Annotated in this window: 25 protein-coding genes and 1 riboswitch; of the genes, 8 read left to right on the forward strand and 17 right to left on the reverse strand. The window is 72.7% G+C overall.

What is annotated here, in order from left to right; all coding sequences use genetic code 11:
* Positions 1 to 507: 507 nt before the first annotated feature.
* Both H0H10_RS09965 and H0H10_RS09970 read right to left on the reverse strand, forming a co-directional pair.
* Positions 508 to 2,112, reverse strand: coding sequence for an amidohydrolase (locus tag H0H10_RS09965; RefSeq protein WP_188180506.1), 1,605 nt, complete (start codon positions 2,110 to 2,112; stop codon positions 508 to 510).
* Between the two features lie 80 nt (positions 2,113 to 2,192).
* Positions 2,193 to 2,633 carry an Lrp/AsnC family transcriptional regulator gene (locus H0H10_RS09970; RefSeq protein ID WP_018548954.1) on the reverse strand — a complete coding sequence of 147 codons (441 nt, stop codon included), beginning with the start codon at positions 2,631 to 2,633 and terminating at the stop codon, positions 2,193 to 2,195.
* Positions 2,634 to 2,893: 260 nt separating this feature from the next.
* Between H0H10_RS09970 and H0H10_RS09975 the strand changes: the two genes are divergently transcribed.
* Positions 2,894 to 3,331: a uroporphyrinogen-III synthase gene (locus H0H10_RS09975; RefSeq protein WP_188180507.1), complete on the forward strand. Its 438-nt coding sequence runs from the start codon at positions 2,894 to 2,896 to the stop codon at positions 3,329 to 3,331.
* Between the two features lie 234 nt (positions 3,332 to 3,565).
* Positions 3,566 to 3,811 (forward strand): hypothetical protein, encoded by a 246-nt coding sequence (locus H0H10_RS41205; RefSeq protein WP_373566829.1) that lies wholly within the window; start codon positions 3,566 to 3,568, stop codon positions 3,809 to 3,811.
* On the opposite strand, the gene H0H10_RS09980 is transcribed toward H0H10_RS41205, so the two are convergent.
* The 4 genes from H0H10_RS09980 to H0H10_RS09995 all read right to left on the reverse strand — a co-directional run bounded on the left by H0H10_RS09980 (position 3,774) and on the right by H0H10_RS09995 (position 7,583).
* The gene (locus tag H0H10_RS09980) at positions 3,774 to 4,946 is read right to left on the reverse strand and encodes an acyl-CoA dehydrogenase (RefSeq protein ID WP_188180508.1); all 1,173 of its coding nucleotides are present in this window, start codon (positions 4,944 to 4,946) and stop codon (positions 3,774 to 3,776) included. The genes H0H10_RS41205 and H0H10_RS09980 overlap by 38 nt on opposite strands.
* Before the next feature lie 181 nt (positions 4,947 to 5,127).
* Positions 5,128 to 5,799 carry a TetR/AcrR family transcriptional regulator gene (locus tag H0H10_RS09985; RefSeq protein ID WP_188180509.1) on the reverse strand — a complete coding sequence of 224 codons (672 nt, stop codon included), beginning with the start codon at positions 5,797 to 5,799 and terminating at the stop codon, positions 5,128 to 5,130.
* 83 nt (positions 5,800 to 5,882) lie between these two features.
* The gene (locus H0H10_RS09990; RefSeq protein WP_188180510.1) at positions 5,883 to 6,023 is read right to left on the reverse strand and encodes an SCO1431 family membrane protein; all 141 of its coding nucleotides are present in this window, start codon (positions 6,021 to 6,023) and stop codon (positions 5,883 to 5,885) included.
* A 186-nt stretch (positions 6,024 to 6,209) separates the two neighbouring features.
* Positions 6,210 to 7,583, reverse strand: coding sequence for a C39 family peptidase (locus H0H10_RS09995; protein ID WP_188180511.1), 1,374 nt, complete (start codon positions 7,581 to 7,583; stop codon positions 6,210 to 6,212).
* 264 nt (positions 7,584 to 7,847) lie between these two features.
* Between H0H10_RS09995 and H0H10_RS10000 the strand changes: the two genes are divergently transcribed.
* Positions 7,848 to 8,468: a uridine kinase family protein gene (locus tag H0H10_RS10000; RefSeq protein WP_188180609.1), complete on the forward strand. Its 621-nt coding sequence runs from the start codon at positions 7,848 to 7,850 to the stop codon at positions 8,466 to 8,468.
* Between the two features lie 431 nt (positions 8,469 to 8,899).
* Positions 8,900 to 10,762: an AAA family ATPase gene (locus tag H0H10_RS10005; RefSeq protein ID WP_188180512.1), complete on the forward strand. Its 1,863-nt coding sequence runs from the start codon at positions 8,900 to 8,902 to the stop codon at positions 10,760 to 10,762.
* A 54-nt stretch (positions 10,763 to 10,816) separates the two neighbouring features.
* On the opposite strand, the gene H0H10_RS10010 is transcribed toward H0H10_RS10005, so the two are convergent.
* The 9 genes from H0H10_RS10010 to H0H10_RS10050 all read right to left on the reverse strand — a co-directional run bounded on the left by H0H10_RS10010 (position 10,817) and on the right by H0H10_RS10050 (position 18,257).
* Positions 10,817 to 11,908 (reverse strand): hemolysin family protein, encoded by a 1,092-nt coding sequence (locus tag H0H10_RS10010; protein ID WP_188180513.1) that lies wholly within the window; start codon positions 11,906 to 11,908, stop codon positions 10,817 to 10,819.
* Positions 11,905 to 13,236 carry a hemolysin family protein gene (locus H0H10_RS10015; protein ID WP_188180514.1) on the reverse strand — a complete coding sequence of 444 codons (1,332 nt, stop codon included), beginning with the start codon at positions 13,234 to 13,236 and terminating at the stop codon, positions 11,905 to 11,907. Before H0H10_RS10015 ends, H0H10_RS10010 begins: the two co-directional genes overlap by 4 nt.
* 267 nt (positions 13,237 to 13,503) lie before the next feature.
* Positions 13,504 to 13,986, reverse strand: coding sequence for a PH domain-containing protein (locus tag H0H10_RS10020; protein WP_188180515.1), 483 nt, complete (start codon positions 13,984 to 13,986; stop codon positions 13,504 to 13,506).
* Positions 13,987 to 14,009: 23 nt separating this feature from the next.
* Positions 14,010 to 14,867 carry an ATP phosphoribosyltransferase gene (gene hisG / locus H0H10_RS10025; RefSeq protein WP_188180516.1) on the reverse strand — a complete coding sequence of 286 codons (858 nt, stop codon included), beginning with the start codon at positions 14,865 to 14,867 and terminating at the stop codon, positions 14,010 to 14,012.
* A 47-nt stretch (positions 14,868 to 14,914) separates the two neighbouring features.
* Positions 14,915 to 15,187, reverse strand: a complete 273-nt coding sequence (locus H0H10_RS10030; RefSeq protein WP_030951748.1) for a phosphoribosyl-ATP diphosphatase — start codon at positions 15,185 to 15,187, stop codon at positions 14,915 to 14,917.
* Between the two features lie 34 nt (positions 15,188 to 15,221).
* Positions 15,222 to 15,707, reverse strand: a complete 486-nt coding sequence (ribH, locus tag H0H10_RS10035; protein ID WP_188180517.1) for a 6,7-dimethyl-8-ribityllumazine synthase — start codon at positions 15,705 to 15,707, stop codon at positions 15,222 to 15,224.
* Between the two features lie 20 nt (positions 15,708 to 15,727).
* Positions 15,728 to 17,017 carry a bifunctional 3,4-dihydroxy-2-butanone-4-phosphate synthase/GTP cyclohydrolase II gene (locus tag H0H10_RS10040; protein ID WP_188180518.1) on the reverse strand — a complete coding sequence of 430 codons (1,290 nt, stop codon included), beginning with the start codon at positions 17,015 to 17,017 and terminating at the stop codon, positions 15,728 to 15,730.
* A complete protein-coding gene (locus H0H10_RS10045) occupies positions 17,014 to 17,658 on the reverse strand; it encodes a nicotinamide mononucleotide transporter family protein (protein ID WP_188180519.1) in 645 nt (214 codons plus the stop codon). The genes H0H10_RS10040 and H0H10_RS10045 overlap by 4 nt, the downstream gene beginning before the upstream one ends.
* Complete coding sequence (locus H0H10_RS10050; RefSeq protein WP_188180520.1) at positions 17,655 to 18,257, reverse strand: riboflavin synthase; 603 nt, start codon at positions 18,255 to 18,257, stop codon at positions 17,655 to 17,657. Before H0H10_RS10050 ends, H0H10_RS10045 begins: the two co-directional genes overlap by 4 nt.
* 151 nt (positions 18,258 to 18,408) lie before the next feature.
* A riboswitch (FMN riboswitch) is annotated at positions 18,409 to 18,539 on the reverse strand.
* A 215-nt stretch (positions 18,540 to 18,754) separates the two neighbouring features.
* Between H0H10_RS10050 and H0H10_RS10055 the strand changes: the two genes are divergently transcribed.
* The 3 genes from H0H10_RS10055 to H0H10_RS10065 all read left to right on the forward strand — a co-directional run bounded on the left by H0H10_RS10055 (position 18,755) and on the right by H0H10_RS10065 (position 22,464).
* The gene (locus tag H0H10_RS10055; RefSeq protein WP_188180521.1) at positions 18,755 to 21,100 is read left to right on the forward strand and encodes a chitinase C-terminal domain-containing protein; all 2,346 of its coding nucleotides are present in this window, start codon (positions 18,755 to 18,757) and stop codon (positions 21,098 to 21,100) included.
* A gap of 156 nt (positions 21,101 to 21,256) precedes the next feature.
* Positions 21,257 to 22,024, forward strand: a complete 768-nt coding sequence (locus H0H10_RS10060; protein WP_188180522.1) for an SDR family oxidoreductase — start codon at positions 21,257 to 21,259, stop codon at positions 22,022 to 22,024.
* On the forward strand, positions 22,021 to 22,464 hold the full coding sequence (locus H0H10_RS10065) for a hypothetical protein (protein ID WP_223179654.1): 444 nt from the start codon (positions 22,021 to 22,023) through the stop codon (positions 22,462 to 22,464). Before H0H10_RS10060 ends, H0H10_RS10065 begins: the two co-directional genes overlap by 4 nt.
* Before the next feature lie 258 nt (positions 22,465 to 22,722).
* Here H0H10_RS10065 and H0H10_RS10070 read toward each other — a convergent pair whose 3' ends face one another.
* Positions 22,723 to 23,979, reverse strand: a complete 1,257-nt coding sequence (locus H0H10_RS10070; RefSeq protein ID WP_188180523.1) for an ROK family transcriptional regulator — start codon at positions 23,977 to 23,979, stop codon at positions 22,723 to 22,725.
* Between the two features lie 160 nt (positions 23,980 to 24,139).
* Between H0H10_RS10070 and H0H10_RS10075 the strand changes: the two genes are divergently transcribed.
* The gene (locus tag H0H10_RS10075; RefSeq protein ID WP_188180524.1) at positions 24,140 to 25,351 is read left to right on the forward strand and encodes an MFS transporter; all 1,212 of its coding nucleotides are present in this window, start codon (positions 24,140 to 24,142) and stop codon (positions 25,349 to 25,351) included.
* Here the strand turns inward: H0H10_RS10075 and H0H10_RS10080 are convergent.
* Positions 25,311 to 25,769, reverse strand: a complete 459-nt coding sequence (locus tag H0H10_RS10080; RefSeq protein WP_188180525.1) for an acyl-CoA thioesterase — start codon at positions 25,767 to 25,769, stop codon at positions 25,311 to 25,313. The two genes, H0H10_RS10075 and H0H10_RS10080, sit on opposite strands and share 41 nt — an antisense overlap.
* Between the last annotated feature and the right edge of the window lie 189 nt (positions 25,770 to 25,958).

A 25,958-nucleotide genomic window follows, 5' to 3' on the forward strand; every position in this document is an offset into this window, starting at 1 on the left:
CCGTACGCAGGGAACCACCATAGTGGCCACGGCCTGCGCCGACGCGACAGGACGCCCGTCTGGTGGTGTCGATTCCGCAGGACCTGGGTAGGACTGCACTTTTCGGACCGCTCCCCGGCGGATGGGGGCCCGGCGCCCTTCGGGCCGACCTGGGACCCGCTGGCTGCGGATCGACCGAAAGCCGTTGTCTACTGAGCGCCCGGGCCCCACCCGGGTCACACCTCCCGACCGGCCGGAACGTTCCCCCGTCGCCGCGCGAGCACTGAGCCTGGCTCCCAGTGGCGGTGCCCCGGTGCGGCACACCGCCCCTGACCCAGCGGCGCCGCGACGAGTGCGCGGAGGTTCCCCGGTCGGGCGTCCGGTGGTGGACTCGCCGAACCTATCGGCCCCCCGCCGTCGGCTGTCAACAGTCGTTCGACCTGCGACTCCTGTGGCAATCCCCAGGTCAGCGCGGAGGACGCGCAGGTGGGGCGGAACCGAAGATCATCGCCCCGTCGGCGGTGGAGATCACTCGCCCGGCCGTACGTACACCGTCCGGCCGCCGACGACGGTGCGCAGGCAGACGGGCAGGTCCCGGCCCGGGGAGAGATCGGGCAGGCCGGGGGTGCCGGAGCGCGGATCGGTCGACCACCGGGCCACCCGGTCGTCGGGGGCGTGGACCACCAGTTCGCCGGTGCGCCACACCGCGTAGTCGGCGGGTGCGCCCGGTACCAGGACGCCCGCGTCGTCGCGTCCGATCGCCCGCCAGCCGCCGCGCGTGTGCGCCGTGAAGGCCGCGCGCACCGAGACACGGTGCTCGGGCGTGCGGTGGAAGGCGGCGGCCCGGACGGTGCCCCACGGGTCGAGGGGCGTGACCGGGCTGTCGGAGCCGAAGGCGAGCGGGACGCCGGCGCGCAGCAGGGCGGCGAAGGGGTTGAGGGTGCGGGCCCGCTCGGGACCGAGGCGCCGGGCGTACATGCCCTCCTCGCCGCCCCACAGCGCGTCGAAGGCGGGCTGGACGGAGGCCGTCAGGCCGAGTTCGGCGAAGGCCGCGATCGTCTCGGGGGTGAGCATCTCGGCGTGCTCGACGCGGTGGCGGGCGGCGCGGACACGGGCGAGGCCGACCTTGTCGGCGGCGGCGCGCACGCCCTCCACGACGGCGGTGACGGCGGCGTCGCCGATGGCATGGAAGCCCGCCTGGAGGCCGGCCTCGCCGCAGGCGACGACGTGGGCGGCGACGTCCGCGGCGTCCAGGTAGGCGGTGCCGGTGTGGCCGGCGTCGGCGTACGGCTGGTGCAGGCAGGCGGTGTGCGAGCCGAGGGCCCCGTCGACGAACAGGTCGCCGGCGGCGCCGGCCGCGCCCAGTTCGCGGGCCTTGTCGACGTCCTGCTCCGCCCAGTATCCGACCACCCGGGGGCCGGGCTCCTCGGCCGCCAGCTTCAGCAGACCCGTGAGGTCGTCCTCGGAGGAGATCTCCGGGCCTGCGCATTCGTGAACGGTGCCGATGCCGAGGGAGGCGGCGTGGGCGAGCGCGGCGCGCTGGGCCTCGGTGCGCTGGGCGGGGGTGACGGCCCCGAGGGCGGTGGCGCGTACGGCGTGGTGGGCGTCCGCGGTGAGCGGTCCGTCGGCGCGGCCCACGCCACCGGGGACCAGGTCCAGCAGGGCCGTCGTGACGACCGCCGAGTGGACGTCGATCCTGCTGAGGTAGAGGGGACGGCCGCCGGTGGCCTCGTCGAGTTCGGCGCGCGTCGGCGGCCGGCCGTCGGGCCAGCGCGAGGCGTCCCAGCCGTGGCCGAGCAGGACCCGGTCGTCCGGCCGGGCGGCGGCGAACTCCCGCACGAGGGCGAGGGCCGCCTGGAGGGTGGGGGCACCGGACAGGTCGAGGCCGGTGAGGGCGAGGCCGGTGGACGTGGTGTGCACGTGTGCGTCGGTGAACGCCGGGGTGACCAGGGCGCCGTCCAGGTCGATCACCTCGTCCACGCCGTCCGCGAAGGCGTCCGCGGCGCCTTCGGAGCCGACCCAGGCGACCTGGCCGCGCTCGACGACCATGGCCGTCGCGAAGGGGTCGGCGGGACTGTGGACTTCTCCACGGCGCAGCAGGACGGTCGTGGAGGGGGCGGATGACTCACTCATGGGCACCAGTCTCGCCCCTCGGGCGGACCGGCCGGCACGCAGGTCGCCCCCGCGGGGGGGGGCGTGCGCGCCCCGGGCGGTCAGATCCGCGGCGGACGGGCCTCGTACGGCGTGGACAGCACCACCGTCGTGCGCGTCGACACCCCGGCGAGGGAGCGCAGCCGGGCGAGCAGTTCCTCCAGCTCGTGCGGGGTGGCCACGCGCACCTTGAGGATGTAGTTCTCGTCGCCCGCCACGCTGTGGCAGGCCTCGATCTCGGGCACGCCGGCCAGGCGGTCGGCGATGTCGTCGGGGGCGCTGGGATCGAACGGTTTCACCGAGATGAAGGCGGTCAGCGGCAGCCCGACGGCCTCCGGGTCGACGACCGCGGCGTAACCGCGGATGACACCACGCTGCTCCAGCCGCCGCACCCGCTGGTGCACGGCCGACGTGGACAGGCCCGTGGCCTTGCCCAGGTCGGTGTAGCTCATCCGCCCGTCCTTGACGAGCAGCTGCACGATCTGTCGGTCCAGCTCCTCCATGGCGCAAGAACCTACAGTGCGCTTGACCTCCTCGGATACCTGAGCAGCGAGGTCATACCCGGTTCGTGATGTGACGGGGGCCGGCCGCCGGTCGGCGGCGGATCCGGCGCACGGGCACCTGCGAGGGGCATGTGACCAACGCCACACCCCTGGAGCCGTCTCCGTGATGTTCTCGTGATTACCGCCGAGGGGGGACGGGAAGTGCTTGGTGTGGTCGAGGCCGCAGTGCCTTCACGGCCCAGCCCGAGGGGGAGAATCCCATGCAGAGTCTTAAGCGCCCTGGTCGTACCGCGCCCAAGCGGCAGCAGCCCGTCGTCGAGCCCGAGCCGGAGTGCGTCGAACCCGACGCCTTCGACGAGGACGAGCTCGACGCGTACGACACCTTCGAGATGTACCGGGTGATCTGCCCGGACTGCGCGCAGCCCATCGCGCTGCTGGCGGACGAGGAGATCCTGCCGGAGCACGCGCTGTGCGCCTCGCCGTGGAACCCGTTCGGGTTGACGGTCTGCACCGGCACCGGCCGCCGGGCCACCGACGCCCGCCCCGCGGACGAGTCCTTCCGGCCCCATGAGCAGGACACGGCGCTTCTGTTGACGCTCCCTCAGGGGCTCGACTGGCGGACGCAGCCCTTCTCCCACGTCGGCGGCCCGGGCTCGCGCCCGATGCGCGTGCCGGCGATGCGGCGCAACGCCGCCTGAGCGTCCGCCGTCCGCGAGGACACCGCTCGATTCCGTCGACCGGCCCGCGCCACGGCCCCCGAGGGGCTGCCGTGGCGCGGGCCGGCGCGTTGGCCCGGAGCAAGGAGGCCGCGCACCGGCCGGGGGGACTCGGAGAGGGGCGGCGGCAACCGGCACCCGGTGGCGGACGCCCGCGAACTCACGCCCGATTCCGCGGGCCGGTGACCTGTCCGCGCTCCCCCGCGTTGCCCGGGTATGACCGCCACGTACTCAGCGACCGGGAGCCGACGCCGCGTGTTCGTCCCGGTGCCCGCGGGAGCGGTCCCGCCGGCGCCCCAGCTCCCGGACCCGCCGATCTACCGCGAGCTGATGCGGACCTGGGCCGACCGCGGCCGTACCCTGCCCGGGCGGGACGACCCGGAGTGGGTCAGGCTCGCGGCGCTCCCGCACGGACTCGGTGACTTCAACGTGCCTCGGGACCCGCGAGGTGACGGGCGATGACCATCCGCTGGATCTGATTGGTGCCCTCGACGATCTGCAGGACCTTGGCCTCGCGCATGTACCGCTCGGCGGGGAAGTCCGCGGTGTAGCCGTAGCCGCCGAGGATCTGCACGGCGTCGGTGGTGACCCGCATCGCCGTGTCGGTGCAGTGCAGCTTGGCCATCGCGGCCTGCTTGGCGAACGGCAGCCCGGCGTCGCGCAGCCGTGCGGCCGCGAGGTACAGCGCGCGGCCGGCCTCGATCTGGGTGGCCATGTCGGCGAGCATGAAGCGCAGCCCCTGGAAGTCGGCGATCGGCTTGCCGAACTGCCGCCGCTCCGTCGCGTAGCCCACCGCCTCGTCCAGCGCGGCCTGGGCCACGCCGATCGCGCAGGCGGCGATGCCGAGCCGCCCGGAGTCGAGGGCGGACAGCGCGATGGTGAAGCCCTGGCCCTCCTCGCCGAGGCGCCGGGAGTCGGGGACCCGCACGCCGTCGAAGTGCACCTGGGCGGTGGGCGAGCCCTTCAGCCCCATCTTCTTCTCGGGCACCGCGGAGCTGAGCCCTTCGGCGTCGCCGGGGACCAGGAAGGCGGTGATGCCGCGCGGGCCCTCCTCCCCCGTGCGTGCCATCACGGTGTAGAAGTCGGCGATGCCGCCGTGCGTGATCCAGGCCTTGGTGCCGGTGATCACCCAGTCGTCGCCGTCGCGCACGGCCTTGGTGCGCAGGGATGCGGCGTCCGAGCCGGAGGCGGGTTCGGAGAGGCAGTAGGCGCCGAGCAGACCGCCGCCGAGCATCGCGGGCAGGTGCTCGACCTGCTGTTCCTTGGTGCCGTGGGCGGCGAGTGCGTAGGAGGCGAGGGTGTGCACGCTGACGCCGAGACCGACGGTGAGCCGGGCCGCGGCGAGCTCTTCGAGGACCTGGAGGTAGACCTCGTAGGGCTGCTCCCCGCCGCCGTACTCGGCGTCGTAGGGCAGGCCGAGCAGGCCGGAGTCGGAGAGCAGGGCGAAGACCTCGCGCGGGAAGCGTCCGGCGTCCTCCTCCTCGGCCGCCTTCGGGGCGATCTCGCGCTGCGCGATGTCGCGGACGAGCGAGATCAGGTCCCGTGCCTCGTCCGTGGGCAGTTGCCGGTCCACCGGCTGCGGGGCGCGGTCGGGCATGGCGACGCTCTCCTCCCTGTCGGGCACATCGGCGGACGTGCGCCTTGGGTGGAGGCGGCTCCGCCGGGTCGTTCCGGGCCTGGCCGATGCTCGCACTCCCGGGTCACGGAAGCGGCTGACCAGCGGCTGTGCGCTGTGAGTATGCCCGATCGGAGGCACGGAGTCACCAGTTAACGACCGCTCACTTCAAGAAATGTTCCCCTCGGCGGGCGGGCTCGGGAGCCGGGCACGAGGGGTCCATCTCCTCGATGGCCCGCAGGGTGCCGCCCAGCGTCCTGACCAGCAGATCGCGCATGGTCTCGCGGGGCAGCCGGGGGCAGCCGATCCAGTCCAGGGTGGCGCCCTCGACGCCGCACACCCAGGAGAGCAGGCCCGTACGGGCCAGCGGGCCGACGTCGCCGCGGCCGTACGCCCCCTCGGCGATGGTCGTGACGATCGCCTCGCGCACCTCGTCGCGGATGGCGTGCACCTCCGCGTCGAAGCCGACGCCGCCGCTGACGATGGTGCGGTAGGCGGCCTGGTTGTGCTCGGCGTAGCGCAGGTAGCCGTCGATGGTGCGGTGGACCCGGTCCACGGGCGGCAGGTCGAGGCCGCTCGCGGCGAAGGCGACCAGGCCGGCGACGGAGTCCTGGATGATCGCCAGGTAGTAGCCGCGCTTGGACCCGAAGTAGTAGTAGATCAGCCCCTTGGCGACATGCGCCTGTCGGGCGATGTCGTCCATCGAGAGCGCGTCGTACGACGTGTCGGCGAACAGCCTCCGCCCGATGGCGATGAGTTCGGCGCGGCGAGCCAGCGAGCGCTCGGTGCCGCGCGCCCGGGGACGGGTGCCGGCCCGCTGTTGACTGATATTCAATTTCGGCCCTGGATTCCTACGGAGTGCGGGACGTCCGCAGTATGGCAGGCCGGGCCGTGGCTCAGGTCACAGGCGGCCCACGGTCACAGCAGGCCGAGCTGGGCCACGAGCATCGCGATCACCACGACGAGGGTCCAGCCCATGACGTGTTCGAGGATCTTCGGGCCGTCGTCCTTGGGACCGCCGGTGCGGACGCGGGCGGCGGTGGCGGTGTGTGCGGTCATGGCTTCTCGCTGGTCTCGGACGTACCGGGTCGGTCGCGGACGCACCGGTTCGCTGTACGTCGGCGTACGGATGGACTTCCCCCCACCGATCCGTCCACCTTGCCACCGGAAACGGCGTCCGTGACAGAGACGTCGGTCACACGCCGAGGCCCCGGCAGTCTGCCGGGGCCTCGGAGCCGGAGCGGTTCAGCTCACGCCCACCGCGGCGAGCGCCTTGCGCTGGCGCGGGCTCGGCTGCGCGGGGAAGTACAGGTAGCAGACGCCGCCGGTGCCGGAGACGACCTTGCCGCTGGCGTTGTACCGCTTGGTGCGCAGCCAGATGTTCTCCCACTCGCGCCGCTTGTAGACGCGGCGCACGGCCTCGTTGCTCGGCGAGGCGGGGTCGTTGGCGATCACGTCGCCGTCGGCGGTGAAGCCGATCACGGTCATCAGGTGGCCGGAGGTGCCGTAACCCGCCCCGGTGAGCTCCTTCTCCAGGAAGGACTGGGACGTTATGGCCGGGATGCCGGCCGCGATCAGCGTCTCCAGGTCGGTGAGGGAGCGGAGCCGGGTGACCACGCCCTGAAGGCCCGGGAAGGTGGCCGCGTAGGCGGCGTTGAACGGCCAGTTGCCGCAGCCGGCGTACTGGTAGTCGTACGTGTACCGGGCCGCGTGGCAGACCTGCGGGTCGGCGTAGGCCGGGTCGACCCAGGCCAGTTGGTCCTCGGTGAGCCGGCCGCCCCAGTACTCGATGATCATCTGCGAGGAGGTGGGGCTGCACCAGGCCTCGCCGCCGTTGTCGTACTCGGGGTACTGGCCCTTGTGGATCTCCTGCGAGTAGCGCGGGACGAGCAGTTCCTGGGCGAGGCCGGGCGTGGAGGCCGGGACCGTGAAGCGGTCGGGGATGTCGGAGCCCATGGCGCCGAGCCGCCAGACGGTGGGCGTCGCCCTGGTGCCGGGCCGGCGGTAGAGGGTGAGCCGGAGCCGGTAGGAGACCAGACGCAGGCCGGTGGAGGCGTCGTCGATGGCGAAGGTGTCCGTCCAGACACTGCTCTTGCCGTCGCCCTGGTCGTCGACCGAGGTCCGGCGGATGTCCTGGTCGCCGGCCGCCCAGCGGCCCATCACGTACCAGGGGGTGTCCGTGCCGTCGGAGTAGGTGCCCTTGAGTTCGACCTGGAGCCAGGTGCCGGACGGGGTGTGGGCGTTCCAGGAGGCGATCGCCTCCGTCGAGGGCACGGCGAGCCGGTGGACGGGGGACGTCCAGACGGCGTACTCCCAGGTGGTGGTCTTGCCGGTGTGCGGGTCGGCGTAGTCGGTGGTGCCGGCGGGGGCGCCGATGACGACGCCGGGCCGGGTGCCCGCGACGGCACGGGTGCCCTGCGCGGTTCCGCCGCGCCAGTCGCGGAAGGTCGTCCAGGCGCGGTAGTCGACCGGGCTCGCCGCGGCGCCCCCGCGGGTCGCGGCGCGGGTGCCGGCGCCGGGCGCGGCCTCGGCGGCCGCCGGGGCGGCGCTGCCCGCGACGGCGGCCACGACTGCGGCGGCCAGGACGGTTCTGCGGGACGGCTGTTCGGCTCTGCTCATGGGCGGAAAACCCCCAGGTGTTCGAGTCGGGGCAGGTCCGTTGCACGGTTGTGCGCCAACTATGGCCGCAGAGGTCCGCTCCTGCCAGCGCTTTCGCCCACGCCACGCGTACGAATATTGGTGTCGACCACTGGCGTGAACCGGTACGGGGCCTGGTGCGTCCCGTCGGCCACCGGGGCGGGCCGGGTGCCGCGGGCGGCCGGTGCGGGCCGCCGTTAGAGTGCTCGGGACCGCCGTCCGCCCCTCCGCCCGCCAGGACCCGCCATCCACGACCTCGCCCAACGGCTCCGCCGCCTTCCCCCTTCCTGCGGTCCCGTCCGCCTGATCGGCGTCGACGGGCACGCCGGCTCCGGCAAGTCCACGTTCGCCGGGCGGCTGGCCGCCGCCCTGGGCGACGCGCCGGTTCTGCACCTCGACGACATCGCCAGCCACGACGAACTGTTCGACTGGACCGGGCGGCTGCTGGACCAGGTGATCGAACCCCTCCGGCACGGCGGCACCGCGCACTACGCGCCCTACGACTGGCGGGCCCGGCGCTTCCGGGAGCCGCGCGCGCTGCCGCCCGCGCCGGTGATCCTCGTCGAGGGGGTCGGCGCGGGCCGCCGGGCACTGCGCCCGTACCTGGCCCGGCTGCTGTGGATGGACGTGCCGCCCGAGGAGGCGTGGGAGCGCGGACGGGCGCGTGACGGGGAGGAGCAGCGGACGTTCTGGGCCGGATGGATCCCGGCGGAGCGCCGGCACTTCGCCGACGACCCCTCACGCCCCTTCGCGCACCTTCTGGTGCGGCAGAGGGAAAAGGGATACCAGGTGCTCCAGGGGCCTGTTGGACCCGTGGAACCAGACCTGCCCCTCACGCAGAGTGACGATCCATCGGCTATGTGTTGAGCCTGTGAAGATCGCCGTCCGGCAACTTGCCGGAGTGGCCCAACTGCGCTTGACCCAGGGGCCGTACAGGACTTACGTTCTCAATGTGCGGCCAATCGGAGCCGCCGACAGACGCGAAGCCCCCGGTTGTTCCCCCGTGATCGGGGGCTTCGTTCTGTCCTGATCTTGCCTTTCGCCCGCTGCGCGAGGTGAGCCGATCACCCTCGGTCACCTTTCGCCGCTCTCCCCACCCGCCCCCACCTCGCCGAACAGCCTGTCCCGGCACCCTTCGGAGGACAGACCGCCGCGGGTACGATGCCCTCGGTGCGGCCTGCGGACGACTGCTTCGCGCACCTTGCAACTCCGGTCCGCGGTACAGCGGTTGGACCAAGGCGGCCGACGGGCGACGGCCCGGCGGCATACCGACGGGGGCACGGTTTGTGGGGGACCTGATGGACTTCGGCACGCAGAGCCCGCAGGCCCCGGCCGACCTCGCCTGGCTGCGGGGTGTGGACGCCTACACCATGGGCGCCTACCCGCAGGCGGAGGAGGAGTTCCGGGCGGCGGTGCGCATCGATCCCGGGATGGCCGACGGCTGGCTCGGGCTGCACGCGCTGCGCGTCGACACGACGACCGCGCTGCTCAGGATGTTCCGGCACCGCGACCGCTTCGGCGAACAGCGCGCCCGTCACCGCCGTACGCTCAACTCCTGGTACTGGCTGGGCTGGTGGGTGCAGCCCGTGCTGGAGAGCCCCCGCGACCTGCTGCTCGCGCACGCCTCCCACTGGCTGGACGGCCGCCACGTCCCCGAGCTGGACCGGGCCCTGGCCGGGCTGCCACCGGTGGACACCGACCCGCAGGTCCGCTTCCTGCACGCCTGCCGCGCCTACCTGGTCAAGGACTGGGAGCAACTGGTGCGGCACACCGACCCGCTGCTCGGCGAGCCGCTGCTGGGCATCGAGGCCGGCCTGTTCGGCGGCATGGCCCGGGTGCGCCTGGAGATGTACGGGCAGGCCGAACCGCTGCTGTCGGCGGCCCTGATGCGGTGCCGCAGCGAGCAGCCGCAGCGCAAGGAGCTGCGCTACTGGCTGGCCCGGGCCCACGAGGGCACCGGCCGCAGCGCGGCGGCGCTGCCGCTGTACCGGGCGGTGCACCGCGTCGACCCCGCCTTCATGGACACCTCCGCCCGGCTGGCGGCGATCGCCGAGAGCGACGGCTACGACGACTCCGCCGACTTCATGACGCTCGCTCCGGCCGGCGCCGGGACGGACGCCCTGGACGGCCCCGACGGGCTGGACCCGCTCTTCGGCACCGAGGAGCGCGACCTGAAGCTCTCCGAACCCGACCCGCCGTCCGCCCCGCTGCCGTCCGTGCCCGGCCCGCCGGTGCGCGAGAAGACCGGCATGCCGGAACAGTCCCTGCCGGCCGGGCCCACCGACCCGGCGTTACTGGAGCAGGCGCTCGCCGAACTGGAGCGCATGGTCGGGCTGGAACCGGTGAAGCGGCAGGTCAAGGCGTTGTCGGCGCAGCTGAACATGGCGCGGCTGCGGGCCGGACAGGGGTTGCCGGTCCAGCCGCCCAAACGCCACTTCGTCTTCTCCGGCCCCTCCGGCACCGGCAAGACCACGGTCGCCCGCATCCTCGGGCGCGTCTTCTACGCCCTCGGCCTGCTCGGCGGCGACCATCTCGTGGAGGCGCAGCGGGCCGACCTGGTCGGCGAATACCTCGGGCAGACGGCCGTGAAGGCCAACGAGCTCATCGACTCCGCGCTCGGCGGCGTCCTCTTCGTCGACGAGGCGTACTCGCTGTCCAACTCCGGCTACGGCAAGGGCGACGCGTACGGCGACGAGGCCCTTCAGGTGCTGCTGAAACGGGCGGAGGACAACCGCGACCACCTCGTGGTGATCCTGGCCGGCTACCCGGAGGGCATGGACCGGCTGCTGACCGCCAACCCGGGACTGTCCTCCCGATTCACCACCCGCGTGGACTTCCCCTCGTACCGCCCGCTGGAACTCACCGCGATCGGCGAGGTGCTGGCCGCGGAGAACGGCGACGCGTGGGACGAGGAGGCCCTGGACGAGCTGCGCTCGATCGCCGGGCACGTCGTCGACCAGGGCTGGATCGACGAGCTGGGCAACGGGCGGTTCCTGCGGACGCTGTACGAGAAGAGCTGCGCGTACCGGGATCTGCGGTTGTCCGCGTATCCCGGCACGCTGACGCGGGAGGACCTGGCGACGCTGCGGCTGCCGGACCTGATGCAGGCGTACGGGGAGGTCCTGTCGGGGCGTGGGCCGCAGGACCCGCCGGGCATGTGAGACGCCGGGGGCGGCACGGGTTTCCCCGGCCGCCCCCACCGTGCCTCTGCCCGGCTACGTCGCCAGCGCCTGCTCCGGTGCCCCGCTCACCCGGGGCTGCGCCTCCGGCACCGCCTCCGTCGTCACCGCCCGGTGCGCCGGGTCCCGTACCTCGCCGACCAGCAGCTCCAGTACGTCCTCCAGGGCGACCAGGCCGAGCGTCCTGCCGGAGGCGTCGGCCACCTGCGCCAGGTGCGTGGCGGCCCGGCGCATCACGGTGAGCGCGTCGTCGAGCGGCAGTTCGGGCCGCAGGGTCGTCATGGGCCGCCAGAGCCGCTGCGGGACGGCACGGTCGGAGTCCTCCAGGTCCAGCACGTCCTTGACGTGCAGATACCCCATGAAGGCGCCGGTCTCCGCGGCGACCGGGAAGCGGGAGTAACCGGTGCGGGCGGTGAGCTCGACGATCTCGCCCGGCGTGACCGCGGGACCGACCGTCACCAGCGACTCGCGTCCGAGAAGCACGTCCGTGACCGGGCGGGAGCCCAGTTCCAGGGCGTCCTCCAGGCGTTCCTGCTCCTCCGGGTCGAGCAGCCCGGCCTGGCCGGCGTCCTCCACGAGCCGGTTGAGCTGCTCGCTGGTGAAGACGGCCTCGACCTCGTCCTTGGGCTCGACGCGGAACAGCCTGAGGACGCCCTGGGCGCAGGCGCCGAGGCCCACGGTGACGGGTCTGCAGAGCCGCGCGAAGGCGACCAGACCGGGGCTCAGCCACAGTGCGGCCTTCTCGGGCGCGGCCATCGCGAGGTTCTTCGGGACCATCTCGCCGATGACCAGGTGGCAGAAGACCACGGCGGCCAGCGCGATGACGTACCCCAGCGGGTGGATCATGCCGTGCGGCAGGTGGATCCACTCGAAGAACGGCTCCAGCAGACGGGCGACCGTCGGCTCGGCGACCGCGCCCAGCGTCAGCGAGCAGACGGTGATGCCGAACTGGGCCGCGGCCATCATCTGCGGCAGGTGCTCCAGGCCGTGGAGCACCTGCCGGGCGCGGGCGGTGCCGAGCGGTTCGATCTGGCTGCGGCGTACGGAGACCAGGGCGAACTCGGCGCCGACGAAGAAGCCGTTGGCGAGCACGAGCAGCACGGCGAAGACGAGTTGCAGAACGCTCATCGGGCGGCCTCCAGCACGGACACCGGCGCCGTCCGCACCAGCCGTATGCGTTCGGCGCGGTAGTGGCCGACCTGCCGGACGGAGAACCGCCAGCCGGGCAGCTCCGCCCGGTCCCCGACGGCCGGGATGCGGCCGAGCAGGTCGGCGACCAGGCCGGCGACGGTCTCGTACGGGCCCTCGGGCGCCTGAAGGCCGATGCGCCGCAGGGCGTCGACGCGGCAGCTGCCGTCGACGTCCCAGGCGGGGTGTCCGTCCTCGGCCGGGGCGGGGGCGAGTTCGGGGACGTCGAGGCCGTCGTGCTCGTCGCGGACCTCGCCGACGATCTCCTCGACGATGTCCTCCAGGGTGACGACGCCGGCGGTGCCGCCGTACTCGTCGACGACCACCGCGATGGGCTGCTCGCTGCGCAGGCGCGTGAGCAGCGGCCGCACGGGCAGCGTCTCCGGGACGAGCAGCGCCGGGCGGGCGATCCGGCCGACCGGGGTGCGCAGCCGGTCGGGCGCCGGGACCGCGAGGGCGTCCTTCAGATGGACCATGCCGACGATCTCGTCGATCTTCTCCCGGTACACGGGGAAGCGGGACAGGCCGGTGGCGCGGGTGAGGTTGACCACGTCCTCGGCGGTCGCCGAGGACTGCAGGGCGCTGACCTTCACCCGAGGGGTCATCACGTGCTGCGCGGTCAGCTCGCCCAGCGACAGGGTCCGGACGAACAGGTCGGCGGTGTCCTGTTCCAGGGCGCCGGCCCGGGCGGAGTGCCGGGCCAGGGAGACGAGTTCGCCGGGGGTGCGGGCGGAGGCCAGTTCCTCGGCGGGCTCGAAGCCGAGCGCGCGCACCAGGCGGTTGGCGACGGCGTTGAGCGCGGCGATCACGGGCCGGAACAGGCGGGCGAAGACATGCTGCGGGCCGGCGACGAAGCGCGCGACCTGCAGCGGCTTGGACACCGCCCAGTTCTTGGGCACCAGCTCGCCGATCACCATCTGCACGGCGGACGCCAGCAGCATGCCGACGACCACCGACACCCCGGGTACGGCGCCGTCGGGGATGCCGATCGCCGTGAACGGGCCGTCCAGCAGCTGGGCGAGCGCCGGTTCGGCGAGCATGCCGACGACGAGGGAGGTGATGGTGATGCCGAGCTGGGTGCCGGAGAGCTGGAAGGACAGCTCCCTGAGGGACTCGACGACCCGGCGGGCGCGTCGGTCGCCGTCGGCGGCGGCCTGCTCGGCGTCGGGGCGCTCCACCGTCACCAGCCCGAATTCGGCGGCGACGAAGAAGCCGTTGGCCAGGATCAGCAGGAATGCGGCTGCCAGGAGCAGCAGGGGGGTGGTCATGAGGCCGCCGCCTCCGCATGGGCGCGTACCGCGTGGGTGCGGTCAGCGCTATGTCGGCAGGGGGCGGCGCAGGTACTGCAGGACGATCCGTCCATCGCCGGAGGGAGTCACTCCTCGGGTAGCAGGAACCCCCGCGCACCGGGCGGAGCGACAGGGGCGCGGACGCGCCGGCCGCGTCCGCGTTCCCAGATTAATCGCGACCGGGGCGCCTGCGGCAGAGCGGACGCTCCGGAGCCGCCCCCGGACGTGTCCCGGGGGCGGCTCCGGTCAGCCGTGCCGGGGCTCGGGGCCGGCGCCGGACCGGGCCTCGGTGAGGGCCCGCAGGGCCCGCGCGTCGGCGATGGCGCGCTGCCTGGCGATGCCCGGCTGGATGCCGAGCGCGGGCAGGCTGGTGCCGTCGCTGAGGTCGAGGAAGACCCACGGGTCGCCGGGGCGGAGGTTCACCTGAAGGATCTCCGCCCATTCCAGGTGCCGCTTGCTGGTGAGGTTGACCACGGTGACGCCGGAGTCGTCCGCGACGACCTTGGGCCGGGCCAGCACGAGCAGGACGCAGTCCAGGAGGAGGGCCGTCAGCACGAAGCTGAGGCGCTCCCCCGGGCCGAGCCCCTTGAGCGACACCGCGACCGCGGTGATGGTCACGAGGATGGCGACGGCCGAGGCGATCAGGACGGCTCGGGTACGGCTTGGCCGGAAGGTGACGGGCAGGGCGGGCGTGGCGTCCGGTGCGGCCGCCGGCTGGGCATCCGACATGGTGGTGCTCCGGTGGGGCCCGGTCAGAGACGGCAGGCGTGGATGGCCGTGGTCAGGATGGCCCGGGCGCCGATGTCGTAGAGGTCGTCCATGATCCGCTGGGCCTCCTTGGCCGGGACCATCGCGCGGACGGCGACCCAGCCCTCGTTGTGCAGCGGGGAGACGGTCGGGGACTCCAGGCCGGGGGTGAGCGCGACGGCCTTCTCCAGCTGCTCGACGCGGCAGTCGTAGTCCATCATCACGTACGTCCGGGCCACCAGGACGCCCTGGAGGCGGCGCAGGAACTGCTGCACCTTCTGCTCGACGCTCTCGTCGGCGTCGGCGCCGGTGCGGCGGATCACGACGGCCTCGGACTTCATGATCGGCTCGCCGATGACCTCCAGGCCCGCGTTGCGCAGCGAGGTGCCGGTCTCGACGACGTCGGCGATGACCTCGGCGACACCGAGCTCGATGGCGGTCTCGACGGCGCCGTCGAGGTGGACGACGGAGGCGTCGATGCCGTTGTCGGCGAGGTGCTTCGCGACGATCCCCTCGTAGGAGGTGGCGACCGTCATGCCCTTGAGGTCCTCGACGCCGTTCGCCGTGCCCGGCTTGGTGGCGTAGCGGAAGGTGGAGCGGGCGAAGCCCAGCGGCAGGATCTCCTCGGCGCTCGCGCCGGAGTCGATCAGCAGGTCGCGGCCGGTGATGCCGATGTCGAGCTTGCCGGAGGAGACGTAGATCGCGATGTCGCGGGGGCGGAGGTAGAAGAACTCCACCTCGTTCTCCGGGTCGACGATCCGCAGTTCCTTGGACTCGCGGCGCTGCTGGTAGCCGGCCTCATGCAGCATCTCCGCCGCAGGGCCTGAGAGGGAACCCTTGTTGGGGACGGCGATGCGCAGCATGAGGTCGGCTTCCTTTGTGTGAAGGGATGTGGGGGGAGGACTGGGTTCTACAGGTGGGCGTAGACGTCGTCGAGGGAGATGCCGCGGGCGACCATCATCACCTGGACGTGGTACAGCAGCTGGGAGATCTCCTCGGCGGCCGCCTCCTTGCCCTCGTACTCGGCGGCCATCCAGACCTCGGCGGCCTCTTCGACGACCTTCTTGCCGATGGCGTGGACGCCCTTGTCCACCAGCTCGGCGGTGCGGGAGGTGGCGGGGTCGCCGTTTGCGGCCTTGTGCTGGAGCTCGGTGAAGAGCTCCTCGAACGTCTTCTTGGACATGGTGGCGCCCACTTTACGCGTTGTGCCCGGCGGTCTAACGCCACGGTTCGGATACTGAGCGGAGTGTGGCCGCCGTGGCGACGGCGGCGGTCACCGCCTCGTGCCCCTTGTCCTCGCTGGAACCGTCGAGGCCGGCCCGGTCCAGGGCCTGCTCCTCGGTGTCACAGGTGAGCACGCCGAAGCCGACGGGGACGCCGGTGTCGACCGAGACCTGGGTGAGGCCCTGGGTCACGCCCTGGCACACGTAGTCGAAGTGGGGGGTGCCGCCGCGGATGACGACGCCGAGGGCGACGACCGCGTCGTAGCCGCGGCCCGCGAGGACCTTGGCGACGACCGGGAGCTCCCAGCTGCCGGGGACCCGCAGCAGGGTCGGCTCGCTGATGCCCAGGTCGTGCAGGGCGCGCAGGGCGCCGTCCACCAGTCCGTTCATCACCTTCTCGTGCCACTGTGCCGCGACGACGGCGACCCTGAGGTCTCCCACGTTGCGTACGGACAGTTCCGGTGCACCCTTGCCGCTCATGTCTCTCCTGGAGTCCTTGCTTACTGGTTGCCGCAGGTGGACACGGGGGTCGTGTCCAGCCAGGGCAGGTCGTGCCCCATCCGGTCCCGCTTGGTGCGCAGGTACCGGAGGTTGTGCTCGCCGGCCTGTACCGGCATCGGTTCGCGGCCGGTGACCTCGATGCCGTGCCGCCGCAGCGCGGCGGACTTGTCGGGGTTGTTGGTCATCAGGCGTACGGCGCGCACGCCGAGGTCCGCCAGGATCTGTGCGCCGGCGCCGTAGTCCCGGGCGTCGGCGGGCAGGCCGAGTTCCAGGTTGGCGTCGAGGGTGTCCCGGCCGCGCTCCTGGAGTTCGTAGGCGCGCAGCTTGGACATCAGGCCGATGCCGCGTCCCTCGTGGCCGCGCAGGTAGACCACCACTCCCCTGCCCTCGGCCTGGATGCGGTCGAGGGAGGCGTCCAGCTGGGGGCCGCAGTCGCAGCGCTGGGAGCCGAAGACGTCGCCGGTGAGGCACTCGGAGTGGACGCGGACGAGGACGTCCTCGCCGTCGCCGATGTCGCCGTGCACGAGGGCGACGTGCTCGACGCCGTCGACGGTGGAGCGGTAGCCGTACGCCGTGAACTCGCCGTGGCGGGTGGGCAGCCGGACCTCGGCCTCGCGGCGGACGGTGGGCTCGCTGCTGCGGCGGTAGGCGATCAGGTCCTCGATGGAGATGATCGTCAGGCCGTGCTTGCGGGCGAAGGGGATCAGCTCGGGCAGCCGCAGCATGCGCCCGTCCTCGCCGGCGATCTCCACGATCGCGCCGGCCGGGCGCAGGCCCGCGAGGCGGGCGAGGTCGACGGCGGCCTCGGTGTGGCCGTTGCGCACGAGCACACCGCCGGAGCGGGCGCGCAGCGGGAAGATGTGGCCGGGGCGGACCAGGTCGGTGGGCTCGGCGGTACCGCTCGCCAGCAGCCGGAGCGTGGTGGCGCGGTCGGCGGCCGAGATGCCGGTGCTCACGCCGTGGGCGGCGGTGGCGTCCACGGAGACCGTGAACGCGGTCCTCATCGACTCGGTGTTGTCCTCGACCATCTGCGGGAGCCTGAGCCGGTCCAGTTCCCCGCCCTCCATGGGGGCGCAGATCAGGCCGCGGCACTCGCTCATCATGAAGGCGACGATCTCCTCGGTCGCCTTCTCCGCGGCGATCACGAGGTCGCCCTCGTTCTCGCGGTTCTCGTCGTCGACGACCACGACGGGGCGTCCGGCGGCGATGTCGGCGATGGCCTGTTCGACGGGGTCGAGGAGCAGGTCCTCGGGGCCGTCGGGGCTGTAGAGGATGGGTGCCGTGCTCATGCGGGCGCTCCTTCCGGGATGGGCCGCGTGGCGTTGCGGGAGCGCAGCCACCAGTCGCGCAGGCCCCACAGGACGAGCGCGCCGTAGATGACGTAGACGAAGCCGGAGAAGGCGAAGCCGTTGGCGAAGTTCAGCGGCACGCCGACCAGGTCGACGAGCAGCCAGGCGAACCAGAACTCGACCATGCCGCGGGCCTGGGCGTACATGGCGACGACGGTGCCGACGAAGATGTACGCGTCCGGCCAGGGGTCCCAGGACAGGGTCGGGTAGGCGGTGAACAGCCCGCCGACCGCGAGGGTGCCGACGGCGGCCGCGGCGAGCAGGGCGCCGCGCTCGCGCCAGGTGGCGAACCGGACGGCGATGGAGCCGTCCTGCGCCTGCTGCCGGCCGCGGTTCCACTGCCAGAAGCCCCAGGCGGCGACGACCATGACGACGATCTGCTTGCCGGCGCTGCCGGAGAGATGGGCGGTGGCGAAGGCGGCGAAGAGGATCAGGCCGGAGACGAACTGGGCGGGCCAGGTCCAGATCGAGCGCCGCCAGCCGAGGGCGAGGGCGAGCAGCCCGATCACGTTGCCGATCATGTCCGACCACTTGATGTGCTGGTCGAAGAGCGTGAACGCCTCGGAGTTGAGCCAGTTCACTTGGTGCCCCCCTGGGTGCCGAGCAGCCGCTCGACGTACTTGGCGATGACGTCCACTTCGAGGTTGACCGGGTCGCCGGGCTGCTTCAGGCCGAGCGTGGTCAGGGCGAGGGTGGTGGGGATGAGGCTGACGGTGAAGAAGTCGGGTCCGGCGTCGACGACGGTGAGGCTGATGCCGTCGACGGTGATGGAGCCCTTCTCGACGACGTAGCGGGAGAGGCCGGCGGGCAGGGAGATCTTGACGATCTCCCAGTGCTCGGACGGCTTGCGCTCGATGATCTCGCCGGTGCCGTCGACGTGGCCCTGCACGATGTGCCCGCCGAGCCGGGCGCCCACGGCGGTGGGGCGCTCCAGGTTGACGCGGGAGCCGACGGCGAGGACGCCGAGGCTGGAGCGGTTCAGGGTCTCGGCCATCACGTCGGCGGTGAACTCGTCGCCCTCGTGGTCGACGACCGTGAGGCACACGCCGTTGACGGCGATGGAGTCGCCGTGCCTCGCGCCCTCGGTGACGACGGGGCCTCGCAGGCGGAAGCGACAGGCGTCGTCGAGGGTCTCGACGGCGGTGACCTCGCCCAGCTCTTCGACGATTCCGGTGAACACTTCCCGGGTCCTCCTGCCTCTTCGGGCACGGACTCCGGGGCTGTCGATGACGACAGAAAGTACGAACGGGAACACCGGGAGCGACGCCGGACGGGGACCCGCCCGGTGCCGGACGAGCCCAGAGTCGGCGGCGCGCACGCATGCCCGCCCGCCGCGCACTGCCTCCCATCCGGACTTTAACCGTCGGTCCAGGAATTTCACCTGGTCAACCGGTCGCTGGAGGCGACCGGGTCGCGGACTGTAACCGCCGGTTCGGACTTTCACCGACCCCGGAGTGCGCTGCTTCTGGTACAGGGCCAGTGTGCCACGCCTGATCGGTGCCCATGCGGGCGAGTCGTGTGGATTGCCTCACAGGCCACTCCCCCGCATCCGCCGGCCTGCGCGCGGCGGCCCCAACTCGCCGCCGTCCGCTCCCGCTTGAGATTGGTCCATACCTATTGACTCACTGGTCTAGTCCTCTCTAGGGTCTGCGCAACTTCCGTGGAGAGGAACCGACTGTGCCTTCCCCCTCACGCCATAGAGCGAGACCCGCGCTGTTCGCGGCGGCGGCCGCCGTCGCCGGCCTGGTCCTCGCAGGCCTCCCGGCGACCGTCTCGCACGCCGCCGACCAGGAGTCCTGTCGCCCCGACGGGCTCTACCGGACCCCCGGCGCCGACGTCCCCTACTGCTCGGTCTACGACGCCGAGGGCCGGGAGAAGATGGGCGCCGACCACCCCCGCCGGGTGATCGGCTACTTCACCGGCTGGCGCACCGGAAAGGACGGCAAGCCCGCCTACCTGGCCTCGGACATCCCCTGGGACAAGGTCACCCACATCAACTACGCCTTCGCCCACGTCGACGGCGGCAACAGGCTCTCCGTCGGCTCGGACGGCGCCGCCAACCCCGCCACCGGGATGACCTGGCCGGGCGTCAGCGGCGCCGAGATGGACCCGGGACTCCCCTACAAGGGCCACTTCAATCTGCTGAACAAGTTCAAGAAGCAGCACCCGGACGTCAAGACGATGATCTCGGTGGGCGGCTGGGCCGAGACGGGCGGCTACTTCGCCGACGACGGCAGGCGCGTGAACTCCGGCGGCTTCTACTCGATGGCCACCAACGCCGACGGCTCGGTCAACCAGGCCGGCATCGACACCTTCGCGGACTCGGCGGTCGACTTCGTCCGCAAGTACGGCTTCAACGGCGTCGACATCGACTACGAGTACCCGACGACGATGAAGGACGCGGGCAACCCGCTCGACTGGTCCTTCGCCAACGGCCGCCGGGCGGGCCTGGTCAAGGGCTACGCGGCGCTGATGAAGACGCTGCGGGAGAAGCTGGACCGGGCGGGCGCGGCGGACGGCAGGCACTACCTGCTGTCGGTGGCGGCCCCCTCGTCCGGCTATCTGCTGCGCGGCATGGAGACGTTCCAGGTCCAGAAGTACCTGGACTACGTCAACATCATGTCGTACGACCTGCACGGCGCCTGGAACGAGTACGTGGGCCCCAACGCCTCCCTGTTCGACGACGGCAAGGACGCGGAACTGGCGGCGGCGAACGTCTACGGCAGCCAGCAGTACGGCGGCATCGGCTACCTCAACACCGACTGGGCGTACCACTACTTCCGCGGCTCCATGCCGGCGGGCCGCATCAACATCGGCCTGCCGTACTACACGCGCGGCCACAAGAACGTGCAGGGCGGCACGGACGGCCTGTGGGGCAGGGCGGCGGCCACCTCCTGCCCGGCCGGTTCCGGTCTGACCAAGTGCGGTGACGGTGCCGTCGGCATCGACAACCTGTGGCACGACAAGGACGACAACGGCAAGGAGTCCCCGGCCGGTTCGAACCCGATGTGGCACGCGAAGAACCTGGAGAAGGGCATCGTCGGGGACTACGTGACGCAGTACGGCTTCCCCGCCGGCACCCGGCTCACCGGGACGTACGCGCGCAAGTACGACTCCACGCTGGTCGCACCGTGGCTGTGGAACGCCGAGAAGAAGGTGTTCCTGTCCACCGAGGACGAGCAGTCGGTGGCCGCCAAGGCCGACTACGTCGTCGACCGCGGCATCGGCGGGACGATGGTGTGGGAGCTGGCCGGCGACTACGGCTGGAACGCGGCCAAGGGCCAGTACGAGGCCGGCGACACGCTGACCTCCCTGATGTACGAGAAGTTCAAGTCGGCCTCCCCGTACGGCGCGAAGGTCTCGAACAAGGCGCTGCCCGCCAAGGCCGTCGACATCGGTGTGGAGTTCACGGACTTCAAGCTCGGCGATTCCAACTACCCGATCACCCCGAAGGTGAGGATCACCAACAACACGAGGACGACGCTGCCGGGCGGCACGGAGTTCCAGTTCGACTACTCCACCGCGGCCCCGGGCAACGCCTCCGACCAGTCGGGCTTCGGCACGAAGGTGATCAGCAGCGACCACACGGGCAGCAACGTGGGCGGGCTGAAGGGCGACTTCCACCGCGTCTCGCTGAAGCTGCCGGCCTGGCAGTCGCTGGCGCCCGGCGCGTCGGTGGAGCTGTCCTTCAACTACTACCTGCCGGTGTCCACTCCGTGGAACTGGACGGTGAACATCGCGGGCACGACGTACGCGCTGGCCGGGGACCTGGCGCGCGGCACCACCGTGGTGGAGCCGGGCTCGGGCTCCTCGCCCTCCCCGGACCCGACGAACCCGACTCCGACGCCCACCCCGACGCCCGGCGCCTGCACCGCGCCCGCGTGGAACGCGGCCTCGGAGTACGGCGGGGGTTCGACGGTGTCCCACAAGGGGCACTCGTGGAAGGCCAAGTGGTGGACGAAGGGCGAGGAGCCCGGCACCACCGGTGAATGGGGGGTCTGGCAGGACCTGGGCGCCTGCTGACCCTCCGGCGAGACCGGCCCGGCGGCGGTGACGACGGCCCTTGCCCGCCGCCGGGCCTCCCAACGGCCCGTCCGGGGCGTGCTCTCGCAAGGCGCCCCGGACACGGACAGACTGGAGTGCGCAGGGAGCGTCCGGCGTCCGAAGGGGCAGAACGGCATGACCACGATCCTGGTGACCGGCGGCACCGGCACGCTCGGCCGGCTCGTCACCGAACGGCTGCGCGCGGACGGGCACGAGGTGCGGGTGCTCAGCCGCCGCAGCCGGCCGTACGCCGTCGACCTGCGCGAGGGCGGCGGCGCTCTGGACGCGGCGCTCGACGGGGTGGACACGGTCGTGCACTGTGCGACCTCCCCGCGCGGCGGCGACGAGCGGGCGGCCACCAACCTGATCGCGGCCGCGCTGCGGGCCGGCGTGCGGCATCTGGTGTACATCTCCATCGTCGGCGTGGACCGGGTGCCGCTCGGCTACTACCGGTCCAAGCTCACCGTCGAGCGGCTGGTCGAGGCGTCGGGTCTCGGCTGGACCGTGCTGCGGGCGACGCAGTTCCACGACCTGGCGGTGCGGCTGCTCGACGCACTGGCCAAGCCGCCGGTCATGGTCCTGCCTGCCGGCGTGTCGGACCAGCCGGTCGAGGTGGCGGAGGTCGCGGACCGGCTCGCCGGGCTGGCCGTCGGCGAACCCGCCGGACGGGTCCCGGACCTGGCCGGACCGGAGGTACGGACGCTGGAGTCGCTGGCCCGCGCGTATCTGAGGGCGACGGGACGCCGGCGGGCCGTGGTGAGCGTGCCGCTGGCGGGGAAGGCTTACCGCGGGTTCCGTGCGGGCGGGCACCTCGCGCCCGCGCGGGCGGTCGGCAAGCGGACCTTCGAGGAGTACCTGGCGGTGCGGTTCGGCCGCGGGGACGGGGACGGGCGGCGCGGATGACCAGACGCGAGTGGCTGCGGGCGGGGCTGGGGCTGCTCGCCGGTACGCAGGTGCTGCTGGGGCTGTGGATCCTGCTGCTGCCGGAGCTGTTCTGGAAGTGGCGCTGGGTGTCGCACCTGCCGCCGTACAACGAGCATCTGCTGCGGGACTTCGGCGGGGCGAGCCTCGCGCTCGCCGTGGTGCTGTGCGCGGCGGTGGCGGCGATGGAGCGGCGGCTGGTGGTCACCGCGCTGGTGGCCTACCTGGTGGCGTCCGTCTCCCATCTCGTCTTCCACGCCCAGCACCTGGAGCCCCTGGCGGCCGCGAGCGGTGCCGGCTTCATGGCGCTGCTGGGCGCGGCGGTGGTGCTGCCGTCCGCGCTGCTCTGGCTGGCGTCGGACGCGGCGGCCTTCCGGCCGTCCGGGCACAGCGAGCCGGAGGCACCCGACCGGCGCGGCTGAGCGGCGCGGTACGTCCCGCCGCCCGGCTGCAGAGGGCACCGGCGGAGGCCGGCGCGCGGGGGTGCGCCCAGGGACGCCGTTCTTCTACCGCTCCTGAGGTGCGAAAAGCTCGTCCGGGCTCACCCGCTCCTGGGTGCGAATGGCTCGCCATGGCTACCGCCCCTGGGGACGCGCACAGTTGGCCCTGGCTACCGCTCCTGGTAGCGCGAACAGTTCGTCCTGGCTACCGCTCTGGGACGCACGAACAGTTCGCCCTGGCTACCGCTCCTGAGGTGCGAACAGTTCGTCCTGGGCGCGGTCCCGGGCCGTCAGCAGGGCGCCGCGCAGTACGGCGCCGCCGCCCAGCGCGCTGGGCCGCACCTCCGTGGCGAGCGGCGACATCCGGGCGAGGCGGTCCCGTACCCGGGCGGCGAGGGCGTCGCCCCCGGCCCGGCCGAGCTCGCCGGCCAGCACGACACAGCCGGGGTCCAGGACGGAGACGACCGCGGCGGCCCCGAGGGCGACACGGTCAGCGAGGGCGTCCAGGAACCGCCCGGCCGCGGGACCCGGCGCCGGCCCGGTCACGCCCGACGGCCGGCCGTCCTCCCCGCCCGCCGCCCCGGGGCATTCCCCGTCGGCCAGGCGTACCGCCTCCCGCACCAGGGCCGCCGCCTCGCGTTCGAGGTCCGCGGCATGGGCCGTCAGGCCGTGTTCCGCCGCGAGGCCGACGACCGCGGCCGCCCCGGCGAGGGAGTGGAAGCCGCCCGCGCAGTCGGTGGCCGACGGCAGGCCGCTCGTTCCCGGCACCGGCAGGAAGCCGATCTCGCCCGCGCCCCCCGAGGCACCGCGCCGCAGCGTGCCGTCGAGGACGACCGCGGCGCCGATGCCCAGGCCGAGCCACAGCAGGGCGAAGGTGTCGCGGTCCCGTGCCGCGCCGTCGCGCTGCTCGGCCAGGGCGGCGAGGTTGGTCTCGTTCTCGACGCTGACGCGGGCCTTCGGGAACCGCTCCTGGAGGGCCGCCACCAGACGCCGGTGCCATGCGGGCAGGCCGGTGGAGTCGCGGAGTTCACCGCTCGCGGGGTCGATCAGGCCGGGCGCCCCGATGCCGACGGTGTGCAGCAGGTCGGTGCCCGCCTCCTTCGCCGCCCGCTCGACCAGTGTCACCGCCTGCTCCACCGCGGGACCGGTCCCGGTGTCGTCGCCGATCGGCACGGACGCCTCGGCGAGCACCCGCCCCACCAGGTCGGACACGAGCACGGAGACGCCCTCGGTGCGCACGTCGAGCGCGGCCAGGTACGCCCGGTCGGCGACGATGCCGTACAGCCTGGCGTTCGGTCCGCGGCGCTGCTCACCGGACTCACCGGTCACCTCGATCAGACCGGCGGCGGCGAGGCGTTCGACGAGGTCGGCGACGGTCGGCCGGGACAGGCCGGTCAGCTGCTTCAACCGCGCCGCCGTCAACGGACCCTCCTGCTGGAGCAGACGCAGGGCGAGCCGGTCGTTGATGGCCCGGGCGGTGCTCGGGGATGCGGGCATGCCGGGATCCTCCCAGATCGACGGACCGCGCCGGACGGGGCCGTGGCACGGAGCGGCGGCCCATTATTTCGCCTATCTATCAGGCAGGGTTCCTGATAGTTTACGCCGCGCAGTGGGCGCAGCGGACGCACAGGCGTCACGACAGGGGGAGGACCCGACAATGAGTTCAGTGGTCTACGAGCAACGCGAGGTGAGGCGCGCCCGGTACGCCGTGGCGGCCGTGTTCGCCGTGCACGGCGCCGTCACCGGCTCGTTCGCGACCCGTGTGCCGTGGATCCAGGACCATGCCGGGGTGAGCGCGGGCCAGCTGGGTCTGGCGCTCGCGTTCCCGGCGCTCGGCGCCTCCGTCGCCATGCCCCTGGCCGGCGGCATCAGCCACCGCTTCGGCGCCCGCAACGCGCTGCGCGGACTGATCGCCCTGTGGACGCTGTCGCTGGTCCTGCCGTCGATCGCCCCCGGCCTGCTCACCCTCTGCCTCGCCCTGTTCGTCTACGGCGCCACGGCGGGCATGTCGGACGTGGCCATGAACGCGCTCGGCGTGGAGGTCGAGAACCGTCTCGACAAGTCGATCATGTCCGGCCTGCACGGCATGTGGAGCGCCGGCGCCCTGATCGGCTCGGCGGCCGGCACGCTCGCCGCCCACCTGGGCGCGGACGCCCGGCTGCACCACGTGCTGGCCGCCGCCGTACTGACCGTGCTGGGGGTCACCGCATGCGCCTGGGTACTGGACCTCCAGCCCGCCGAGGACGAGGACCCGCCGCCCAGGTTCGCGCTGCCGCCCAGGTCGGCGCTGCTGATCGGCGCGATCGGGTTCTGCGCGGTGTTCGCGGAGGGCGCGAGCCTGGACTGGTCGGCGGTCTACCTGCGGGACGAGCTGGAGACCTCGGCCGGCCTCGCGGCGGCGTGCACGACCGGCTTCACCCTCACCATGGCCGTCGCCCGGATCGCGGGCGACAAGGTGGTGGACCGGTTCGGCGCGGTGCGCACGGTCCGGGTCAGCGGCGTACTGGCCGCGCTCGGCGGAGTGCTCATCGTCGCCGCAGGCCATCCGGCGGTGGCGATGACGGGGTTCGCGCTGATGGGCCTCGGCATCGCCGTGGTCGTACCGCTGTGCTTCGCCGCGGCCGGCCGCAGCGGGCCCAACCCGAGCCAGGCCATCGCGGGCGTGGCCACCATCACCTACACCTCCGGCCTGGTCGCGCCGAGCGCGATCGGCACGCTGGCGCAGGTGACCAGCCTGGTGGTGTCGTTCGGTCTGGTGACCCTGCTGTCCTGCGGGCTGGCGGCGTTCGCGGGGGTGCTGCGCGCCGGCGACCGGGACCGGCCGAAGGTCAGTGCTCCGGGCGCAGCAGTTCCCGACCGGCGTTCCTGAAGGCGTCGCTCCAGGGCGCCGGGCGCAGCGTTCCGGAGTCCAGCCGGACCAGCACCCGGGTGCCCCGGGCGTACGTGGTGGAGCCGTCCGCCGAGCAGAACCGGAAGCCGTACGTCAGCCCGGTCGTGCCGAGCCGCTCCAGCCAGAGGTGGACGGCGTACGCTCCCGGCCGGGTGACCGGCGCCTCGTAGGTGATCCGCAGTTCCTTGACCGCGTTGCAGGCGTCCCCGGCCGCCGCCCAGTCGCCCTCGAACCGGAAGCCGTGCTCGGTCCACAGCTCCGCCCAGGCCCGCTCGACCATCACCGGGTAGCGGGCGTTGTGCAGCAGGCCGAGGGCGTCCAGGTCGTCGAAGTGGACGGTGACGGGGACGAGCCGGCCGTGGGCCAGGGCGGGGGCGGCGGGTGCTTCGGCGGTCACGGGCGGGCTCCTGGAAGGTCGCGCAAGGCTTGCTCACATACGGAAGTTCGCCTTCATCCTAAGCGCACGCTCAGTAGCCCCGCCGGGGAAGGCCCTGGTCAGCAAGGGGGCCGCGGGACAATGGCACGGCCCGGTACCCCCGACAATGGGTCCGGACAGTCCTTGCGGAACGTACAGAGAAAGCGAAAC

It is taken from the genome of Streptomyces griseicoloratus (assembly GCF_014534645.1).
GTDB classification, from domain to species: domain Bacteria; phylum Actinomycetota; class Actinomycetes; order Streptomycetales; family Streptomycetaceae; genus Streptomyces; species Streptomyces griseicoloratus.

What these genes read in the sequence shown, in the direction of transcription:
- H0H10_RS09980 (WP_188180508.1), bottom strand. Translation starts at nt 4,946, where the DNA reads ATGCCCGACCGCGCCCCGCAGCCGGTGGACCGGCAACTGCCCACGGAC.
- H0H10_RS10005 (WP_188180512.1), top strand. Translation starts at nt 8,900, where the DNA reads ATGGACTTCGGCACGCAGAGCCCGCAGGCCCCGGCCGACCTCGCCTGG.
- H0H10_RS10030 (WP_030951748.1), bottom strand. Translation starts at nt 15,187, where the DNA reads ATGTCCAAGAAGACGTTCGAGGAGCTCTTCACCGAGCTCCAGCACAAG.
- H0H10_RS10010 (WP_188180513.1), bottom strand. Translation starts at nt 11,908, where the DNA reads ATGAGCGTTCTGCAACTCGTCTTCGCCGTGCTGCTCGTGCTCGCCAAC.
- H0H10_RS09975 (WP_188180507.1), top strand. Translation starts at nt 2,894, where the DNA reads ATGCAGAGTCTTAAGCGCCCTGGTCGTACCGCGCCCAAGCGGCAGCAG.
- H0H10_RS10015 (WP_188180514.1), bottom strand. Translation starts at nt 13,236, where the DNA reads ATGACCACCCCCCTGCTGCTCCTGGCAGCCGCATTCCTGCTGATCCTG.
- H0H10_RS10075 (WP_188180524.1), top strand. Translation starts at nt 24,140, where the DNA reads ATGAGTTCAGTGGTCTACGAGCAACGCGAGGTGAGGCGCGCCCGGTAC.
- H0H10_RS10070 (WP_188180523.1), bottom strand. Translation starts at nt 23,979, where the DNA reads ATGCCCGCATCCCCGAGCACCGCCCGGGCCATCAACGACCGGCTCGCC.
- H0H10_RS10065 (WP_223179654.1), top strand. Translation starts at nt 22,021, where the DNA reads ATGACCAGACGCGAGTGGCTGCGGGCGGGGCTGGGGCTGCTCGCCGGT.
- H0H10_RS09995 (WP_188180511.1), bottom strand. Translation starts at nt 7,583, where the DNA reads ATGAGCAGAGCCGAACAGCCGTCCCGCAGAACCGTCCTGGCCGCCGCA.
- H0H10_RS41205 (WP_373566829.1), top strand. Translation starts at nt 3,566, where the DNA reads ATGACCGCCACGTACTCAGCGACCGGGAGCCGACGCCGCGTGTTCGTC.
- hisG (WP_188180516.1), bottom strand. Translation starts at nt 14,867, where the DNA reads ATGCTGCGCATCGCCGTCCCCAACAAGGGTTCCCTCTCAGGCCCTGCG.
- H0H10_RS10040 (WP_188180518.1), bottom strand. Translation starts at nt 17,017, where the DNA reads ATGAGCACGGCACCCATCCTCTACAGCCCCGACGGCCCCGAGGACCTG.
- ribH (WP_188180517.1), bottom strand. Translation starts at nt 15,707, where the DNA reads ATGAGCGGCAAGGGTGCACCGGAACTGTCCGTACGCAACGTGGGAGAC.
- H0H10_RS10060 (WP_188180522.1), top strand. Translation starts at nt 21,257, where the DNA reads ATGACCACGATCCTGGTGACCGGCGGCACCGGCACGCTCGGCCGGCTC.
- H0H10_RS09970 (WP_018548954.1), bottom strand. Translation starts at nt 2,633, where the DNA reads ATGGAGGAGCTGGACCGACAGATCGTGCAGCTGCTCGTCAAGGACGGG.
- H0H10_RS09965 (WP_188180506.1), bottom strand. Translation starts at nt 2,112, where the DNA reads ATGAGTGAGTCATCCGCCCCCTCCACGACCGTCCTGCTGCGCCGTGGA.
- H0H10_RS09990 (WP_188180510.1), bottom strand. Translation starts at nt 6,023, where the DNA reads ATGACCGCACACACCGCCACCGCCGCCCGCGTCCGCACCGGCGGTCCC.
- H0H10_RS10020 (WP_188180515.1), bottom strand. Translation starts at nt 13,986, where the DNA reads ATGTCGGATGCCCAGCCGGCGGCCGCACCGGACGCCACGCCCGCCCTG.